The sequence below is a fragment of the Flavobacterium myungsuense genome, from assembly GCF_042677265.1.
In the GTDB taxonomy this organism is placed as follows: domain Bacteria; phylum Bacteroidota; class Bacteroidia; order Flavobacteriales; family Flavobacteriaceae; genus Flavobacterium; species Flavobacterium myungsuense.
Map to the genome: position 1 here is coordinate 1 of NZ_JBHTIZ010000001.1, position 19,307 is coordinate 19,307.

Annotated in this window: 11 protein-coding genes; 8 read left to right on the forward strand and 3 right to left on the reverse strand. The window is 34.9% G+C overall.

The annotated features are described in order from the left end of the window. A partial coding sequence (locus ACFQ0S_RS00005; RefSeq protein WP_379819033.1) for a T9SS type A sorting domain-containing protein occupies positions 1-330 on the forward strand: 330 nt, incomplete at its 5' end. 461 nt (positions 331-791) lie between these two features. Here ACFQ0S_RS00005 and ACFQ0S_RS00010 read toward each other — a convergent pair. The 3 genes from ACFQ0S_RS00010 to ACFQ0S_RS00020 form a co-directional block, all read right to left on the reverse strand. Further along, entirely contained in the window at positions 792-1,886 is a 1,095-nt protein-coding gene (locus ACFQ0S_RS00010; RefSeq protein ID WP_379753836.1) for a formylglycine-generating enzyme family protein, read from the reverse strand. 139 nt (positions 1,887-2,025) lie between these two features. Continuing rightward, the gene (locus ACFQ0S_RS00015) at positions 2,026-3,195 is read right to left on the reverse strand and encodes a DUF1501 domain-containing protein (RefSeq protein WP_379753833.1); all 1,170 of its coding nucleotides are present in this window, start codon (positions 3,193-3,195) and stop codon (positions 2,026-2,028) included. Positions 3,196-3,233: 38 nt separating this feature from the next. After that, on the reverse strand, positions 3,234-4,628 hold the full coding sequence (locus ACFQ0S_RS00020; RefSeq protein WP_379753830.1) for a DUF1800 domain-containing protein: 1,395 nt from the start codon (positions 4,626-4,628) through the stop codon (positions 3,234-3,236). 2,821 nt (positions 4,629-7,449) lie between these two features. Here ACFQ0S_RS00020 and ACFQ0S_RS13435 point away from each other — a divergent pair. The 7 genes from ACFQ0S_RS13435 (at position 7,450) to ACFQ0S_RS00055 (ending at position 19,307) form a co-directional block, all read left to right on the forward strand. Next, positions 7,450-9,192, forward strand: coding sequence for a beta strand repeat-containing protein (locus ACFQ0S_RS13435; protein ID WP_449267399.1), 1,743 nt, complete (start codon positions 7,450-7,452; stop codon positions 9,190-9,192). Between the two features lie 4 nt (positions 9,193-9,196). After that, positions 9,197-10,315: a T9SS type A sorting domain-containing protein gene (locus ACFQ0S_RS00030; RefSeq protein ID WP_379819035.1), complete on the forward strand. Its 1,119-nt coding sequence runs from the start codon at positions 9,197-9,199 to the stop codon at positions 10,313-10,315. A gap of 269 nt (positions 10,316-10,584) precedes the next feature. Further along, a complete protein-coding gene (locus ACFQ0S_RS00035) occupies positions 10,585-11,964 on the forward strand; it encodes a T9SS type A sorting domain-containing protein (protein ID WP_379753824.1) in 1,380 nt (459 codons plus the stop codon). 471 nt (positions 11,965-12,435) lie between these two features. Continuing rightward, on the forward strand, positions 12,436-14,481 hold the full coding sequence (locus ACFQ0S_RS00040; protein ID WP_379753821.1) for a T9SS type A sorting domain-containing protein: 2,046 nt from the start codon (positions 12,436-12,438) through the stop codon (positions 14,479-14,481). 5 nt (positions 14,482-14,486) lie between these two features. Continuing rightward, a complete protein-coding gene (locus ACFQ0S_RS00045) occupies positions 14,487-16,247 on the forward strand; it encodes a T9SS C-terminal target domain-containing protein (protein ID WP_379753818.1) in 1,761 nt (586 codons plus the stop codon). A gap of 29 nt (positions 16,248-16,276) precedes the next feature. Beyond that, entirely contained in the window at positions 16,277-17,869 is a 1,593-nt protein-coding gene (locus tag ACFQ0S_RS00050) for a sulfatase family protein (RefSeq protein ID WP_379753815.1), read from the forward strand. Positions 17,870-17,888: 19 nt separating this feature from the next. Further along, positions 17,889-19,307 carry an arylsulfatase gene (locus tag ACFQ0S_RS00055; RefSeq protein WP_379753812.1) on the forward strand — a complete coding sequence of 473 codons (1,419 nt, stop codon included), beginning with the start codon at positions 17,889-17,891 and terminating at the stop codon, positions 19,305-19,307.

Below are 19,307 nucleotides of genomic sequence, written 5' to 3' on the forward strand. Positions count from 1 at the left end.
AATGGTGTATTCTTAAATAATTGGGGACCAACATGTCAATTAACCATTCCAAGTTCTAGAATGTCAGACACAAATACTTCTAGCATCTTTAACGTAAAAGCATTTCCTAATCCTTTTGCAACGCACTTTAGTTTAGACATCGAGAGTTCAAGTGACGCTCAAGTAGAAATGAAAGTATACGATATGATAGGTCGTCAACTAGATGTTCGTAAGGCTACTGCATCAGAACTAAGTGTTCTAGAAGTAGGTCGCAATTATCCATCAGGAGTTTACAATGTTATTGTATCTCAAGGCGATAAAGTAAAATCGATTCGAATGGTTAAAAGATAAGATCTAATAACTTAAAAATTGAAACGCCTCATGAAAATTGAGGCGTTTTTTTTGTTAAACTTGTCTTGAAATAGCGATAGACAAAATTCATTGTTATGGAAAACAAAAAAGCCAATCATTTGACTGGCTTTCTGCTTTTGCTCCCTATATTGGAGAAAGTTGCAAATTTGCCTCAATGATTACCTATTCAAGCATCTTAAAATCAAGTTGATATATTTTAATTTAAAAATAATAAAGTTCAATACCCTCGTCAAATATAGTATTAGGTTAACCAACAATTCACAAAAACATAGTTTCTGCTTTTTGAAAAATTAAGGTTATTATTTTCTATTTTAAATTATGTGAAAGTTTTGTCTTGTTTTTGGGGAGCGATAAAGATCTGTTTAAAGTTTCTTTTTTAGTATTATCATTATATTGATATTAGCTGTTATTTTTATTTATTAAAATTTTTTAAAAACTATTTATTTGCTTTGTACACATCTAAAACCCAAATGTTCCAAAGATGAATCGGAAGAACTTTTCATTCTTGCAGAAACTCTATAACCGCTGCAATAGGATTCATTACACAAAAAAGAACCCCCACGCATAACTCTTTTAGAAACTAATGGCTCATCTGGATCAAAACTAATTGGTGGACCGTTTGGATTGATAGCAATTTTAATGTTTTTGAAAGTGTCATAATAGGTATTATTGTAATTATCAGAACACCATTCCCAAACATTTCCTGCCATGTCATATAATCCATAGCCGTTAGGGCTATACGTTTTTACCGGTGCAGCTCCATAATACCCGTCAATTGAATTGTTTTTATAAGGGAAACTTCCTTGCCAATAATTGCAATATGTTTTACTTTCATCCATTTTTTCATTTCCCCAAGTGTAAACAGAATTTTTTAAATTTCCTCTAGCCGCATACTCCCATTCCGCTTCCGTAGGTAAACGTTTTCCTGCCCATTTGCAATAGGCATTGGCGTCATCCCAACTGATGTGAACTACGGGATAATTTTCTTTACCCACAATATCGCTTCCACTTCCTTTTGGATGTTTCCAATTAGCTCCATGATTCCATTGCCACCATTGGCTATAATCTTGCAAACTAACTTCCCCTTCCGAAGGAACAAAAACAAGCGAGGCGGCTTTTAAGGTTTCAGCATCTGGTTTTGGGGTTTGTGGTGGTAATTGTTTTTTTAATTCTTCCCAATCAATATCTTTTTCGGCAGTCGTTATGTAACCCGTTTGAGTAACAAATTCTTGAAATTGCAAATTGGTTACTTCTGTTATATCCATATAAAAACCATCAACTTTTACAGTGTGTTTTGGAAATTCATCTTGACGTCCTTGATTGCTATCTGCACCCATGCTGAATTCCCCTGAAGGAATCCACACCATTTCGTCACGCTTTTTTGTTTGAACGGCATTAATGGGGACATCCTTTTTTACTATTGGTTGACTCAATCTATTTGGAATAGAAGCCGTACAGCAATTTTTTTTCGGCGAGGTGATTTTATTTATTTTAGTCTGCCCACTAACAATAGTATTGTTTAATAATAAAATCATTAAAATTGAGCAATTAAGAGCAAATTTCAAGCTCTTATTTTTAAAGTTTTTTGTCATTATTTATTTTCTTAAGATCATAAAATTGAAGTTTTTTAATCTATTAAAAAGCCTCCAAATATAACGTTAATTATTTATTTTTTTAAAACAATCCTTTTAATGCAGTATTTTTTAACCCAATTTTAGTAGCGTCAAAATTAAATTTATTTTGCAAAAGCGAAGCGTAAACACTTCTAAAATCAATTTCATGTTTCAAATCACCATTATCTAAATCGGAAAGGTTTGGATTTTTACCTATTATTTCACCTTGATTATTTCCTCCGATAATGAACATTGGGGCAGCAGTTCCGTGGTCAGTTCCTTTTCCATTGTCTTTTACGCGACGGCCAAATTCAGAGAAAACTACTATGGTAACATTTTGTAATTGTTGACTGTTTTTCAAGTCTTGATAAAAGCTGTAAACGGCATCATTCAAATCGGATAATTTATTTTTATGGATAGCGAGTTGGTTATCATGTGTGTCAAATCCACCAAGCGAGGTGTAATACACTTTTGAGTTTAAATTTCCTTTAATCAATTTTGAAATCCATTCAAGATTTTTGGCCAACTCCGTTTTTGGATAAATTACATCTAAAGCAGGGGATTTTGCTAAAGCATTTTGAATATCAACCGAGCTTTCAACCACTGAATTGGCTATTTTTCGAACAAAATCCAATTGAGGATTGTCCGATAATTTGATGTCGTTTTCTTGCTTCGGTTTAACATTAAATCGTGAAGGATCTTTTACAGTTACGGAGTGTGGTTCCATTCCTTTTAAAGCAAGATTGTCAATTTTGTCTAGATTTATTCCAGCAGTTGCCTGATGTTCTTTGCATTGTAAATCGAGATAACGTCCTAACCAGCCGTCATTTAAATATTCTTGATTTGTTGGTGCGGTTTGCCAAATTTCCTGACTTCGAAAATGAGAGCGAACAGGTTCAGGGTATCCAACATTTTGTATTATTGCTAAATCACCATTTTGCTGCATCGTTGCAAACCCTTTTAAAGCGGGATGAAATGCCATTCCGTTTGAAGAAGGAATTACATCGTTTTTTGAAAGCGCTATTTTGGGACGTAAGTCATAATAAAGCGCATCTTCAAAAGGGATAAATGTATTTAGACCGTCATTGCCCCCGTTTAATTGAACGAAAACCAAGCATTGTTCGCCTATAACTAAACTCTTTTGAGATCCGAAAGCATGTAAAAAATCAGGCAATAATAGCGTGCCACCAGTAAAAGTTCCTGTAAGTGTTAAAAATTGTCTTCTGTTCATGATAAAATAATTTGACTTTATAAAAAGGGACTTAGAAATTATATAAGTTGGAATTCAGGTAATTTTGATATAAAATTAAACAGCCGAAGCACCGCATTTTCTGAGCCTTCTGTAGTACTATCAAAATCGTATTCTAATATTTTTTCGAAATCTTGCTGGTTATTTTTACTGATTTGAAATAATAAACGATTTCCAAGTTCCGCAATAATTTGTTTATTATCCTGATTCTTTTTCCAATTTAGTTTAACAGAAAATAATGGTTTTTGAGAATCATTTTGCATCATTTTATCATCGTTTTCTAGTCTTCTTTGTCCTAAAGGTTTGCCATTGCAAAGGGCATCAACTATAGTATTTCGTTGTAAAAAAATTTGAGATGTCAGCCAAGAATTTCCACAATCCCAACCCTTAACGTTTGGTTGGTTAAATAAATCCATTCCTTGGTCTTTAATAAAAAGGGCAATTGGTTTCCTGTTTTTAGAGGGTATGTTGAGTTCATCAATTAACTGTAAAATGTATTCCAACGGATTTTTTATTTTCGAACCTGCATTATTTTTCGGATATTCTTCTGTGAAAATTTTAGTCAAAAGCGGTTTGATTTCAAAATCGACTTCCTTGAAATAGGTGCCGTAGTATTGAACCAATTCCTCTGTTGGGTCATCATAAATAAACCATTTTAATATTTTTCGGGTAATTAAATAAGGAATTTTTGGGTGTTGAAAAATAGCATCAATCATTTGGTCAATTTTCAAATTACCAGTTTCTCCTAAATAAGAAAAGGGATCAGCGTCTTCATAAATCTTGCGATAAATGGCACTTTCTTCACCTATTCCCAATCCTGCTAAGCCTTTTGCACCGTTTTTAATATCAACTTCCGAGTAATTTCCTATTCCAAGTGTGAAAAGTTCTAGTAATTCCCGGCTTAAATTCTCATTGAGATTGCCCTTTCTATTGTCGGTATTATCAAGATAAGATACCATCGCATTGGTTTGGATAATTTTCCTGGTCAACGTTTTAAAATTCCCAAATGCGTTTTCCCTTAGAATCTGATTGTGCTGAAAAATCCAATAATTAACTTTTACTTTTTGATAAGTGGAAACAAAATGGTTGTGCCAAAAGCAAGTCATTTTTTCACGAAGCGGAAATTCTTCTTCAATCATTTTAGCAATCCACCATGCTTTTAAATCTAAGTTAGTTTGCTGTTCTTTTTTGAGAAGTTCTTTGAGATCATCAGCATTCGAGGATTTTATTTTTCTGCGAATGAGCTGATATTCTTTAAATGATTTAGGACTGTCTTGAATAAATTTAGGAATTTCTGCAGAAACCGTACTGTCAAATGATTGCTTCAAGAAACTCTTTAAACCTAATTTCTCAATCATTTTTGCTTCCTTAGCAGAATATCCTAATCGTAAAGACCAAAGTGTATGTTTATCCATAATCAATTTTAATATATTTTTAGACTCGATTTTAATTGAATAGTTTAATAGGAAGAATAATTTACGATTGTACTTTTTTAGTTGAAGCAATAGAATTTGTGCTGAACCCTTTATTTAAACAAAATAGTCCACTAAACTAAGATTGCTTTTTTCGGTTTTTAGGACATATTTCATAGGTAATAAACACATGAAGGCGAATTATAATTTAATTACTAATGGAATTTTTCTTGATTATAAAATTCTAAATAGTTGGAAAGTCCGCTTTAAAGTGTAATCTCATCCAGGTTAATTTGTAAATATACATTTTCATATTTATCGGTTCTCCATAAATCTTACTATAAAAATAGTTTAAATTGCCCTCCCTTTTCCATTCATAGATATTTTTATATTAATATCTTTCAAGGGTATTATTCCGGATCTTAAATTATGTTAGAAAGCAACCCGTCATGTATTGATTGTTAAAATTACAGTAATAGATAACAATTCGGTTAGTAAGAAGATAGTGAATTAAAACAATTGAACAAAATCAAACCATAAACAAATTCTTTGGAATAAATCAAAATTCCCCACTAAGTTTAAACCAGGAGTAATACAAAGGGCTGAAAAGGTATTGAAATGCTTATTTCAAGCCTATTTATTATGGAAAACTAATTTATACTATAATCCCCAGTTTTAATTTTTGTTTTGTGCTAGAAAAGCAGGGTATTACACTTTTCATCTTACATGTCTATCAAATTGATTTCAATACTGTTACTTTAAAACCAGTAGTTGTTTTTTTTATTTTACTATTTTACTATTTTTAAACGAAAATCGCAGAGGTTTCCAGTTTTATCAAACAATACTGTTCTAATGGGTTCCCCTAGTTCAAATCAAAATGCAACTATTGTTTTCAGAACCTTGAATTTAAAACATATTTTTTTCATGTGGAACAAAATCACATACTAATTGACCAAAAATTGCACTTTAACGTTATCGAAAAATTAATAATTTTACAAATTATACAGTAAATAAAATCCTAAACCAGTGAATTTTTTTAACCAAATTTTTTAATAACCCCTAAATCCCAGAGCCTATCATGAAAACAACTTTATTTAATTATGCTGCATGGTGTGCAGTTTTATTTTTATGTTTTACAAAGTCTCACGCTCAATCACTTCCCGTTTCTAGCTATGGCGTTTGGGATCGTGGAGGAGGAATCCCAGACTATTCAGCTCCAAATGCCAACTTTGTCAAGGGTATAGAAACTACCCTTGATTGGAAAGATATTCAGGCTGGACCTGGAACTAATTGTGACTTTAGTGCTTTTCAAACAATAATAGATGTTGCTGTTGCCAATGATAAGTTGATTCGATTTAGTGTCAATGTTGGCCCTGATTGCCCTTTGTGGGTTTTTGATAACGGTGTTCCGTTAGTAAATGTAATTAGTAACGCGCCCAAGAATGATGCGTATGCCAATAGAAACCCATATTATCCAGACCCAGAGTATAAAGCCTACTATTTTGAAATGATTAGACAATTTGCCTTGTTTTTGAGAAGTCAACCTCAAGAAAAATTCGATCATATTGCTTTTGTGCAAGTGAAAACAGGAGCTACCGGAGATGAAGAGCCTTACAAAGGAGATGTAATCGATCCTATTTATGAACTAACCCTAGCACAATGGGAAGCATTTCGTTTAGAGGCATTTGCTAAATTTAAAGAAAATTTTAACGATGTTACTAATAACAAAATTGTTTTAATATTCAATAATGTAGATCCAATTGCTGAACCAGACGCTTATAATTATGTAATGACCCAATTGGATCCTGTACTTGGATTTGGTCTTAAAGGAGGAGCCTTTAACAGGGGACACCATTTAACAGATGAGCAAACCTACAAAGAGCGATGGAATCCATTTTTAATTAATCCAAAAGTAGGTCCGGGTAATCCAAATGGAGTAAAACTATTTTCAGCTTCAGAAATAGATCAGTCATGGGATAAAGGGTATTTTGCCTTGAACTATGAAATAGGTTTTTATTGGTCAGCCCTTGGAGGTATTAATACGGGGCTTTCCTGCACAAACGTTTCGGTAAGCGCCATGACCTATGCTTTAGCTAATCCTGGGATTATTGACATATTCAAAATGTATAACCGGTATGCCCAACAGGTTTATCCAGCAACTGCAACAACTGCTTTTTCTGTTTTTCACGAAGGACTCAATTCGGCTGATACAGTTAAATTTCCGGAATCGATTTATGGTACCGCTAGACAGCCCAATCTAACTCGTTATCAAAATATATGTAATGACCCTAAATATTATAATAGAGGAGCTCGTATAGATGATCCAATTGCCGTAGTGAGAGGACAAGTATTTCAGCGTGAAGATCAAGAGTTTTACAATGATGCAGGCTGGGATATTTGCGAAGGAAATATTGAGCGATTTATGACTCAAATAGACCCTGATGCTACCTCTATAGGTTTGTTTAGAGTGCGAGGGCCTATAACTTCAACTTCTTCAAAATACGATCGATTCGCCCGTTCATTTGAAAATAGTACTGGTAAAAATACGATGTATTTCCAACTTCATAATGAATTACCTGCAAACAATAAACTTTTGAAGTTTACTATCATTTGGCTGGATAAAAATGCGGGTTCTACCTGGGCTTTTAAATATAGAAATTCTGCAGGACTTCAAACCATACCTTTTACAGGAACTGGATCTAATGAGTGGAAAACAGAGATTTTTGCTCTGACAGATGGCGTTTTCAATCAAGGAGGTGTCCATGGTTCCGATTTTATGTTGGTCAATACTGATGTCGTTGATGATATATTTAATGGTATTGAAATGAATATTATTGGAACAAGCAAACAAGACCAAACGATTAATTTTAACGCATTGCCATCAAAAACGATTGGAGATGTAGACTTTAGCGCAGGGGCTACAGCCAGTTCCGGCTTGGGAGTTACCTACACGAGTTCTAATACTAATGTAGCCACCATTATTAATAATACGATTCGTATCGTTGGCATAGGTGTTACTTCTATTACTGCTTCTCAAGCAGGCGATGATTTTTTTAATCCGGCAACATCAGTTGTGCAGGATTTAACAGTTTTAAATCAAACTACTATTTCTACTGTTGGAAACTCTTCATGGGTTGCTCCTGTTGGTGTTACTTCAGTTATTGTTGAATGCTGGGGCGCAGGTGGTTCAGGCGGTTCAACTAGTACTGGAGGAGTAGGTGGCGGTGGTGCAGGTGGGTCATATGTAATCAACGAAAACATAGCTGTTATACCAGGTACAAATTATAATGTTACAGTCGGAGCAGGAGGAGTTGCAAGTACTAATGGTAGTACTAATGGAACAGCTGGCGGTAACAGTCAATTTTCATCTACAGTTCCAGTTATAGCAAACGGAGGTGTAATAGGTGGTAAAGCAATAGGGACAGGAGTAATTAATAGCGCATTTGGTTTAGGTGGGATCAATATAGTTGGTGGTTCTGGAGGAACCGTAACGATAGGAGCTGCTGGTGCCAATGGCGCTTTGTCTAGTGGAGGTAAAGGGGGTGATGGAGCTGGCCCAAATGGTGGTGCAGGTGGTGCAACTAAAACTGTGGGAGGTATTGGAAACCTTGGCTCAAATCCCGGTGGTGCAGGTTCAGGTGCCTTTGGGACAGCAAGTGGAGGTAGAGCCGGGGGTAATGGAGGTTCCGGTCAAGTAAAAATTTCCTACACTGTTAGAGTACCAGACGCTCCAATTATTGGAACAGCAACGGCTTCTGGAATTAGTGGGCAAGCATTAGTTTCATTTACTGCTCCTGTTTTCAGTGGGAACTCCTTAATTACATCTTATACTGCAACTTCTAATCCAGGTGGACTTACAGGGACTTTAAATCAATCAGGAAGTGGAGTAATAACAGTAATAGGTTTAACTAATGGAACTGCTTATACTTTTACAGTAAGTGCTATAAACAGTATCGGTCAAAGTGCTGCAAGTTCAGCCTCAAATGAAGCAACCCCAGTAAGAACAAATCAAAACATTGTATTTAATGTTATACCTACCAAAACCTTTGGCGATACTGACTTTAACCCAGGGGCAACAGCTAGTTCTGGTTTGACTGTTTCTTATGTTAGTAGCAACACAGCAGTTGCAACCATAGTTAATGGATTGATACGTATTGTTGGTGCTGGTACTGCTACTATTACTGCTTCTCAAGTGGGCGATACGAACTACAATGCAGCTCTTTCAGTTAGTCAAAGTTTAACGGTGTCAAAAGCCAACCAAACCATTACTTTTAGTGCCTTGCCTTCTAAAACAGTAGGTAATACTGACTTTAGCCCAGGAGCAACTACTAGTTCTGGATTGGCGGTTTCGTATGTTAGTAGCAACACAGCAGTTGCAACCATAGTAAATGGATTGATACGTATTGTTGGTACTGGTACTGCTACAATTACTGCTTCTCAAGTGGGTAATACGAACTATAATGCAGCTCTTTCAGTTAGTCAAAGTTTAACGGTGTCAAAAGCCAACCAAACCATTACTTTTAGTGCCTTGCCTTCTAAAACAGTAGGTAATACTGANTATAGTTAATGGATTGATACGTATTGTTGGCGCTGGTACTGCTACTATTACTGCTTCTCAAGTGGGTAATACGAACTACAATGCAGCTCTTTCAGTTAGTCAAAGTTTAACGGTGTCAAAAGCCAACCAAACCATTACTTTTAGTGCCTTGCCTTCTAAAACAGTAGGCGATACTGACTTTAACCCAGGAGCAACAGCCAGTTCTGGTTTGGCAGTTTCGTATGTTAGTAGCAACACAGCAGTTGCAACCATAGTAAATGGATTGATACGTATTGTTAGCGCTGGTACTGCTACAATTACTGCTTCGCAAGTGGGTAATACGAACTACAATGCAGCAACAAATGTGTCCCAAACACTGACCGTAATAGCGCAGGTAGTAACAACTTATGCTCCCACTTCCTTTACGGTGCTTCTCGGTACAAGTAATACGGGTACTGTTAGTAGATTAGCATTAAATGACAATTCTGTTTTGGTTTTTAATTCGTCAACGTCTGGTACAAGAAGTTCAAATTGGTATAGTAGTACTTTTATTACTCAGGCTCCATCTAGTGTCACAAAGCTCACCATAAACTATGATGGCAAGTATTCGATAAGTAGAACACAAATACTTTACTTATACAATTGGTCTACTTCGTCTTGGACTCAGATTGACTCTCGCACGGTATCTACTACCGATGTACTGGTTACCAATATTCAAAATTCGCCTGTCAATTTTATTTCTCCTACTGGAGAAATTAGGTTAAGAGTTTTCAGCTCAGGTGGCAGTAATAATTATACTTGTTCAGCGGATTGGGTACGTTTTACAGTGCAAAATACTAGTAGTTTAAGATTAAAACAAGATACGACGAGTCAAATAGTTTCTTCGAATAATACAAAAAATTTCAAAGTTTTTCCAAACCCTGCCACTGGATTCTCAAACTTTGAATATAGTATTCCTGCAGAAGAAAAAGTTCAATTGAGTATTTATAATTTAAACGGGCAAATGATAAAAACAATTGTCAATAACGAAAAGCATTTATCAGGCAATTATACAAAAGAAGTCAATGTTAGTGGTTTGGGCAATGGAGTTTATGTTGCTCAATTAAAAGTTGGTAACGAAATTAAGATTGTTAAAGTAATTGTTAAGAATTAATCCAAAATTTATAAAAAGGTTTTTATTTATTAGGACTGCAACATTTTTTGCTGCGGTCCTTTTTTTATTCAACAGCCGTAAAAAGGTATTGATTTTTAATGTTTTGTGTAAATTTGGCTCGTTGTATTTTGGCGTTTTTTTAAACATTAGTTTCTTGAGTTCATAATTGGTATTGAAACAAAATCGCATTATATATAACACTTTTTCGCTAAGACTAATTTAGAGTTATTGTCTATTTTTACAAAAATATAACTTTAAACATTTTTATTATGAAAACAAAAATTACTTTTCTATTCTTATTTATTATTCCTTTTTTAACTTTTGCTCAACAATTTAACACTCCAGGAGACACGGAGGGTTTTGCTATTATAGGAACTACTACAAACACTTTAGGTGCAAATGGAACTGATTTAGTGTTAACCGTGTTAGAAAATGGTAACCCTGTAGTTTCAACACCAACTGCTAATATTGATGCAGACACCTTTAATTATCTTGAAATCAAATTAAAAAATAACAGTACTACGGATCAATTGAGATTTTCTAATGCAAACCCAGCCGCAGCTCCTTTTTCGAATATAGTTATAACAAAGGGAGATACCAGCTATCAAACGTATTATGTTGATATTACCAATTGGTCAGGGATTGTAAATGTATTAAGTATTGTTGGTAAGCCTGTAAATGGGAGTTATAAATTTGTGGGTGTAGGCGAAACTATTTCAATTGATTATATTAAACCTGTTGTTTCCTTGCCAATAATAGAAACTCCTGAAGTAAATACTTTTACTTTTAATGGGGCTTCTAATGGTGGTTTTACAACACTTTTGCGAGCTACTGCCTTAGCAGCAACGGAATCATCAAAAGCAACTTTAATGATAACTTGTACTGAAGCCAATAGATTTGACTCTAAAGTGGGTCTAGCCATTAACGCGGCTCATGTTGGTGGTCAGAACAAATATGCACACATTATTGTTAAAAACACATCGATTAATAATTCATTACAAATATCTGGTCTTGTTAGTGGTGCGACAAAATCTTTTTCTCCAAGACCAGTCTTTACAGTTAGTGATACAGATTATATGACCTATGATTTTGATTTATCTACTTGGGATGATGGGTATCAGCAACCAGAGTTAATCATTGGTGTTAAATCGAATTGGTCTGCAACAGCAACTTACGCCATAGGAGACATTGTAATTGTATCTAATACGTACTACAAAAACCTTTCAGGCGTGAATTCGGCAACTCAAGGTGATGTGAGAACAGAAACAGCTAATTGGGCAATATGTGATGTAACAGGCGCAGAAGCGCCAGCACCAGGAGCAATAGTTGGAGCCCTTTTAGATATTGTAAATCCAATCTACATAGATCAAATTGTTTTTGACAACGAGAAAGGAAATTTAGGAAACAGAGATTTTGAATCGAAAAGCAATGCTATCGCTATCTATCCAAATCCTGCCAAAAATGTTCTTAAAATAAAATCAGACAATACCATTTCAAAAATTGAGGTTTATAATATGCAAGGTAAAAAAGTAGCGTCTAGAAACAATACTTCTGACATCAATGTGTCTTCATTAGGAAAGGGAATTTATATTATTTCAGTACTACAAGATAACGGAAGTGTAGCTTCAAAGCAATTTGTAAAAGAGTAACATATTCTCAATTTAAATTCAATACTTACTAATTCATATAAAAACGAACATCCTAATTTATTTACAATTAGGATGTTCGTTTTTAATGAGCTAACAATTGGTTTTCGAGTTGTATTTTTGATTCTCGTGTCATGTGTTAAAATTAAGTTTTTTCTTTTAACTTCAACTCCAAGATAAATTAGTATGTCAATTTGATTATGAAATCAAGAAACAATAGTAAAAGTGTAGACTTTTCAGGAACTTAAAATAGTATTAGAGCCATATTCTAATGGTAAATTAAAAAATGAAGTCCTTTAAAAAGAAGGAATAATTTTTTTTGAACTACTAACAGCTATTTTTTAAGATGAAACAAAATAGCATACTTATTGAGCTATATTGACTATTTAATAGGATTTGATATAGCTTAATTTTGTGTTTATTAAATTACTAATTATAAATCCTGTCCTAATAAAGGGTTTTAAAAAATTTAAAATGAAACATTGCCACTGTAAATACATCACTTTAGGACTGTTTTTTTTATTGATGATAATAAAATTACATTCGCAATCGTTGCCTATTTCTTATTATGGCATTTGGGATAGAGGAGAAGGTGTTATAGATTATTCAGATCCAAAAGCCGACTTTGTTTTGGGTATAGAAACTTCCGCTCGTTGGGACGATATTCAGCCTAATGGACCAAATAGTTGGGACTTCAGGGATTTTCAAAACTCTTTAGATCTTGCTGTTGCCAATAATAAGTTGATTCGATTTAGTATCAATGTAGGAGGCGATTCCCCAATGTGGCTTTTTAATAATGGTGTTCCGAGGGTATATGTAAATAGCAACGCTCCCAAGAATGATCAATACGCTAATCGATACCCCTATTATTTAGATCCAGAGCATAAAATCTTCTATTTTAAAATGATTGAAAGATTTGCACTTTTTTTGCGAAATCAGCCGCAAGAAAAATTTAAGCACATTGCTTTTGTACAAGTAAAAACAGGTGCAACCGGTGATGAAGAACCCTACAAAGGCACTGCTATTGATGCTAATTATGCCATATCCTCATCGCAATGGGAACAATTTCGTTTAGATGCTTTCAATCAATTTAAAAAATGTTTCAATGATGTTCCTGATCGAAAAGTGGTTTTGATATTCAACAATGTTGATCCGATAAAACAACCAGAAGCCTATAATTATGTTATGAACGATTTAGACCCGTTAATTGGTTTTGGCATTAAAGGTGGAGCCTATAACCGAGGGCATCATTTATCAGATGAACAAACTTTCAAAGAACAATGGAATCCGTTTTTAATTAATCCTAAGATAAGTCCATTGAATCCCAAAGGAGTAAAACTATTTTCAGCTTCAGAAATGGATCAGTCTTGGACAAAAGGTTTTTTTGCTTTAAACTATGAAATTGGATTTTATTGGTCATCCCTTGGAGGCATCAATACTGGGGTTTCTTGCTCAAACATTTCGGTAAGTGCCATGCAGTATGCTTTTGCTAATCCCGGGATTATTGAAACTTTTAAAATGTACAACAGATACGTTCAACAGGTTTATCCGGAAACGGCTACAACCGCTTTTTCTGTTTTTCACGAAGGACTAAATGCTGCTGATAAAGATAAATTCCCTGAAAATATTTATGGAAAAGCTACCATGAGCAACACAGCCCGCTATCAACGTATTTGTGACGAACCTAAATATCGTAACAGAGGAGCCCGTATGGAGGATATGGCCGCCGTAGTATTAGGACAAGTAGGTCAGCGTGAAAATCAAGATTTTTATAATGATGCGGGTTGGGAAATTTGTGAAGGAAATATTGAACGATTTTTTTCCCAAATTAAACCTGATGACACATCAATAGGCCTTTTTAGAGTTCGTGGAGCAATTACTGCTAGTTCATCAAAATACGACCGTTTTGCTCGTTCTTTTGAGAATGTAACGGGCAAAAATAGAATGTATTTTAAATTTGACAAAGAGGTTTTTACCAACTCAATCCCTAAAAGTTTACAATTCAAAATCATTTGGCTGGATAAAACAGCTGGTTCAACATGGGCATTTACATATAGATCGGCTCAAGGAATTAAAGAGGCAAAACGAGTTACTGGATTAGGAGATAATACGTGGAAAGAAGTAACCTTTACCATTACCGATGCCATTGTAGATGGCAAGGGGGTAAATGGTTCTGATTTTACGCTAGAGAACACCGATACTGTTGACGATATTTTTAATGGTATCGAAGTAGGAATCGAAAGAACAACTTTGTCAGTTGGCTCTAATACAATACTTCCAACAGATTTTATTCCGTTTTTCAAACAAAATGAATTCAAAGCCAAAATTAACTTGAATGCAAATTCAAAAGCCAACATTAAACTATATTCTGTAATCGGTAGTCTAATATTTTCAGAAGATATTGTGTCAAAAACAGGGCAGACTATTTTCTCTAAAGATATGGCAGTTCCTGCTGGAATTTATATTGCAGTATTAAACTCGGATGGAAAATCTGTATCTCAAAAAATTATTAAAAAGTAATTAAAATGAATAAAATAAAATTCAACTATTGGTCACTAATTATCGCTTTATTTTTGGTTGTCAACATTTCAAATGCCCAAAAAATAGCCGTCCCAATTAATTCTTACGGAGTTTGGGATCGTGGAGGAGGAGTTGATGATTATTCTGATCCTAAGGCCGACTTTGTAATGGGTATAGAAGTGTCAGCCACATGGGCAGAAGTTCAATCCAAAGGGCCTGGCAAATTTGATTTTTCTATGTTTCAAGAGGTTTTAGACATAGCCGCGAAACATCATAAAATAGTGAAAATAAGCATTAATGTAGGGCCAAATTCTCCTTTATGGCTATATGATAATGGAGTACCATTGGTCAAAGTAAAAAGTCATAAGCCTGAAAAGCACGATAAAAAATTTGGAAATTATCCCTACTACTTAAATGAAAATCATAAGAAATATTATTTTGAATTGATTAAACAATTCTCGCTTTTTTTGAGAAGTCAGCCTAAAAATAAATTTGATTGTATTGCCTTTGTACAAGTAAAAACGGGTGCTACAGGCGACGAAGAACCATACAAGGGAGAGCCAGAGGATAAAAAGTATTCCATTGATAGAAAGATCGAATGGGAAAAATATCGTTTAGAAGCATTTACTCAATTTAAGAAGTATTTCAATGATGTTCCTGATCGTCAAATTGTTTTAACATTTAATAATGTTGATCCTATAAAACATCTCGTTGCGTACAATTGGGTCATGAATATCATTGATCCCAAAATTGGTTTTGGTATAAAAGGAGGGGCTTACAACCGTGGTCACCATCTAACTGGCGAGCAAAATTTTAAAGAACAATGGGGTTCTTATTTAATCAATCCAAAAGGAATGAAACTGTTCTCTGCGGCCGAAATGGATGAGTCGTGGCATAAACCAATATTCAATATTAATACCGAACTCGGTTTTTATTGGTCAGCCTTAAGCGGAATTAACACGGGATTGTCTTCGTACAATTGTTCAAAAAGAGCCATCGAATATGCGATGGCGCACAGTGAAATAAGAGACATTTTTAAAATGTATAATAAATATGCACAACAAGTATATCCTGCATCTGCTACTACCGCCTTTTCTGTTTTTCACGAAGGCCTGAATGCTGCCGATACGATAAAATTCCCAGAGAAAAAATTTGGAAAAGCAAAAGTGAAAAACTTGGCACGCTATACTAATATTTGTAATGCCTATGCTTCAAGAGGGGCAAAAATGGATGATTTAGAATCCGCTGCTGTAGGTCAAGTGGACCAGCGAGAGAGACAAACGGGGTATAATGATGCCGGATGGGACATTGCAGAAGGAAATTTTGAACGTTTCCTAACTCAAATTAAACCCGACGAAACTTCCATAGGACTTTTCAGGATTAGAGGTGAGATAGACAAAAACTCCTCTAAATACGATCGTTTTGCTCGTTCCTTCGAAAACGCAACTGGCAAAAATACAATGTATTTTAAGTTTGATGATGAGATGTTTGCCGTTTCAAAACCTAAAAATTTAAAATTTACCATCACTTGGTTGGATAAAAACTCGGGTTCAACTTGGGCATTACAATACAACAAAGGAAACGATATGAAAACGGCTATCGAGGTAAAAGGCAAAGGCGATAACCAGTGGAAATGGGTAACAGTTGAGGTTGACGACATGCAGTTAAACCATAGTGGAAAAATGGAGTCTGACTTCGTGTTGGTAAATACAGATTCAATCGATGATATTTTTAACGGCATTGAAGTAAATATTCAACGAAAATAATTTAATATACTACTATAAATCTTAAAAAAATGAAAAAAAGTTTTTACTTATTGGCCTCTTCCTTTTTGTTAACATTAAGTTTTTTCTATTCAATTGAAGGATTGGCTCAAAACAAGCGCCCAAATATTCTTGTTATTATGGGGGACGACATCTCAAGAAATAGTATGGGAGTGTATGGTTCTAAATATATACAAACACCCAATTTTGATCGAATTGCAAATGAGGGCGTGCTTTTTACCAATGCCTATGTTTGCAATCCAAAATGCTCACCATCTAGAGCTTGTTTCTTAACAGGAAGGTATTCTTGGCAATTGGAAGAAGCGGCTAACCACATTCCCGTTATACCTCCAAAATGGAAATTTTACCCTAAATTGTTAGAAAATAGCGGATATACAATAGGATATACAGGCAAAGGTTGGGGGCCTGGAGTATATTACGGAGAACACAATCCTGCTGGTTGGGAATACAATAATATCTCACTTGTTCCGCCATATAAAGGGATAAGTAAACAAGATTATGCGGCTAACTTCGATGCATTTTTAACCAAAAGAGACTCAGAAAAGCCATTCTGTTTTTGGTTTGGAACCCATGAGGCGCACCGTAAATACGAAAAAGATTCTTATAAAAAAGAGAATAAAGATTTGAGTAAAGTTACGGTTCAAGCCTTTTTTCCTGACAATGAATTAGTTCGTGGTGATTTGGCCGATTATGGTGTAGAAGTGGAATACCATGATCGTCAAATTGGTTTAGCATTGGCATCTCTCGAAAAGCGAGGTTTGCTTGACAACACCATTATTATTGCCACCTCAGATCAAGGAATGCCTTTTCCGCATGTGAAAGGACAAATTTATGATGAAGATTTTCACGAAGCTTTTGTAGTACGATGGGGCGACAAAATAATTCCGGGTAGAGTGGTGACCGACTATATTAACTTTCCGGATGTAGCCCCTACCCTTTTGGAGGCAGCTGGGCTAAAACCAGACAAGCAAATGACTGGAAAAAGTTTTCTGGATGCACTAGTATCTGAAAAATCAGGGCGAATCGATGCCAAGAGATCCTATTCACTAATTGGAAAAGAGCGTCACGATAATGGTACTACAGATGGGGATCAAATTGCTGTTAGTTATCCAGTTAGGGCCATTAGAACCGATAAATATCTATACTCCCACAATTATAAACCGAATAGATGGCCTGTTGGAGATCCAGAATTTAACTATAACAATTGCGATGATTCGCCAACAAAAAACTATCTAACGGGTTTAAAAGAAGGGGATAAAGATTATAATTATTTTAAATTATCTTTTGGCAAACGCCCTGCTGATGAGCTCTTCGATTTAGAAAAAGATCCTGATTGCGTTAACAATATCGCATTAGACCCCCAATACGCTTCCTTAATAAAGGAATTAAAAACGAAGATGGAAGCCGATTTAAAAAAACAAAAAGACCCTAGGGTACTTGGTAAAGGAGACGTTTTTGATTACTATCCACAGATTCGGGAGGAAAAAATCAAAAAACTCTATAAGGACAAGTATTATAGTATGTTTGACAAGTTTTTCGAAAAATTTGGAAAAAAAACAGTTCCAATACCTTCAGGTTTTGTTGAAAAAGACGGAGAAAATTAATTTAAATATAAAGACAAAAATGAATATAAAAAACATACTAGCTTTTGCAATCCTGATTACTGGATTTGGGATACAGTCTCAAGAAACAAAAAACAGTTCAAAAAACAATAAAAAACCCAATATAATTTTCATTTTAGCCGATGATATGGGGTACAACGAGTTGGGGAGTTATGGTGGTAAAATAATCGAAACCCCAAACATTGATCAATTGGCAAAAGAAGGAATGAAGTTTTCCAATCATTATTGTGGCTCTAATATTTGCGCTCCTTCGCGAGGAACCTTAATGACGGGTAAACATACGGGACATGCTTATATAAGAGACAATAGGGCACTTCCTTATGAAGGAAATGAGCCTATTCCAGCAGCTGAAATCACGGTTGCCGAAATTTTGAAGACTGCGGGATATACAACTGGAGCTTTCGGAAAATGGGGACTTGGTTATCCCGCTTCAGAAGGATCTCCAAACAATCAAGGTTTTGACCAATTTTATGGTTATAATGGTCAGATTCATGCCCATAATTATTTCACTTCCTATTTGCGTAAAAATGACTTAGTGGAATTAAATGCAAATATAGATGCTCCCTATTCTGTTTATAGTGCAGATATTATTAAAGATAGAGCATTAGAGTTTGTTGAAGCCAATAAAAACACCCCTTTCTTCTTGTATTTTTGCCCTACTTTACCTCATAATCCGTATCATCAACCCGATGATAAAACATTAGAGTATTATGCCAAAAAAACAGGATTTCCTATAGGAGATGCTCATTCTGAAGATTTCAGTGTTCCTAAATATGCGGCATTAACGTCGAGATTAGATCAAGAAGTAGGCGAAATTGTGGCTAAATTAAAAGAACTGAATCTATTGGATGATACCTTAATAATTTTCGCAAGTGATAATGGATCGGCACTTACAAAAGAAGAAGATAGTTTTCTGCGTACTGGCGGAGATTTAAGAGGAAGAAAATCCGAAGTATATGAAGGCGGTATAAAAAGCCCATTAATTGCTTTTTGGAAAGGGAAAATTATTCCTGGAAGCAGTAGCAGTCATATCTCCGCTTTTTGGGATTTCTTGCCTACTTGTGCTGAGATTGTAAAGGCGAAAACACCAGATAATATTGATGGAATTTCTTATTTGCCTACTTTATTAGGAAAAACGGACAAGCAAAAACAACACGATTATCTGTATTGGGAACGCAGCCAAAGTCAAGCTATCAGAAAAGGGGATATGAAGGCCAATTTTGTCTACGATAAGGCAACCCAAAAACAAAATATTGAAATTTACAATCTTGCCCAAGATCCTTTTGAAAAAAATAATTTAGCCGAAACAATGCCAGAACTTAAGGCAGAGTTTGTAAAAATAGCCCAAACAGCCAGAGTAGAATCTGAAATTTTCCCGTTAGTAAAAAAAGCAAAAAAAGCAAAGGTAAAAACCCATTAA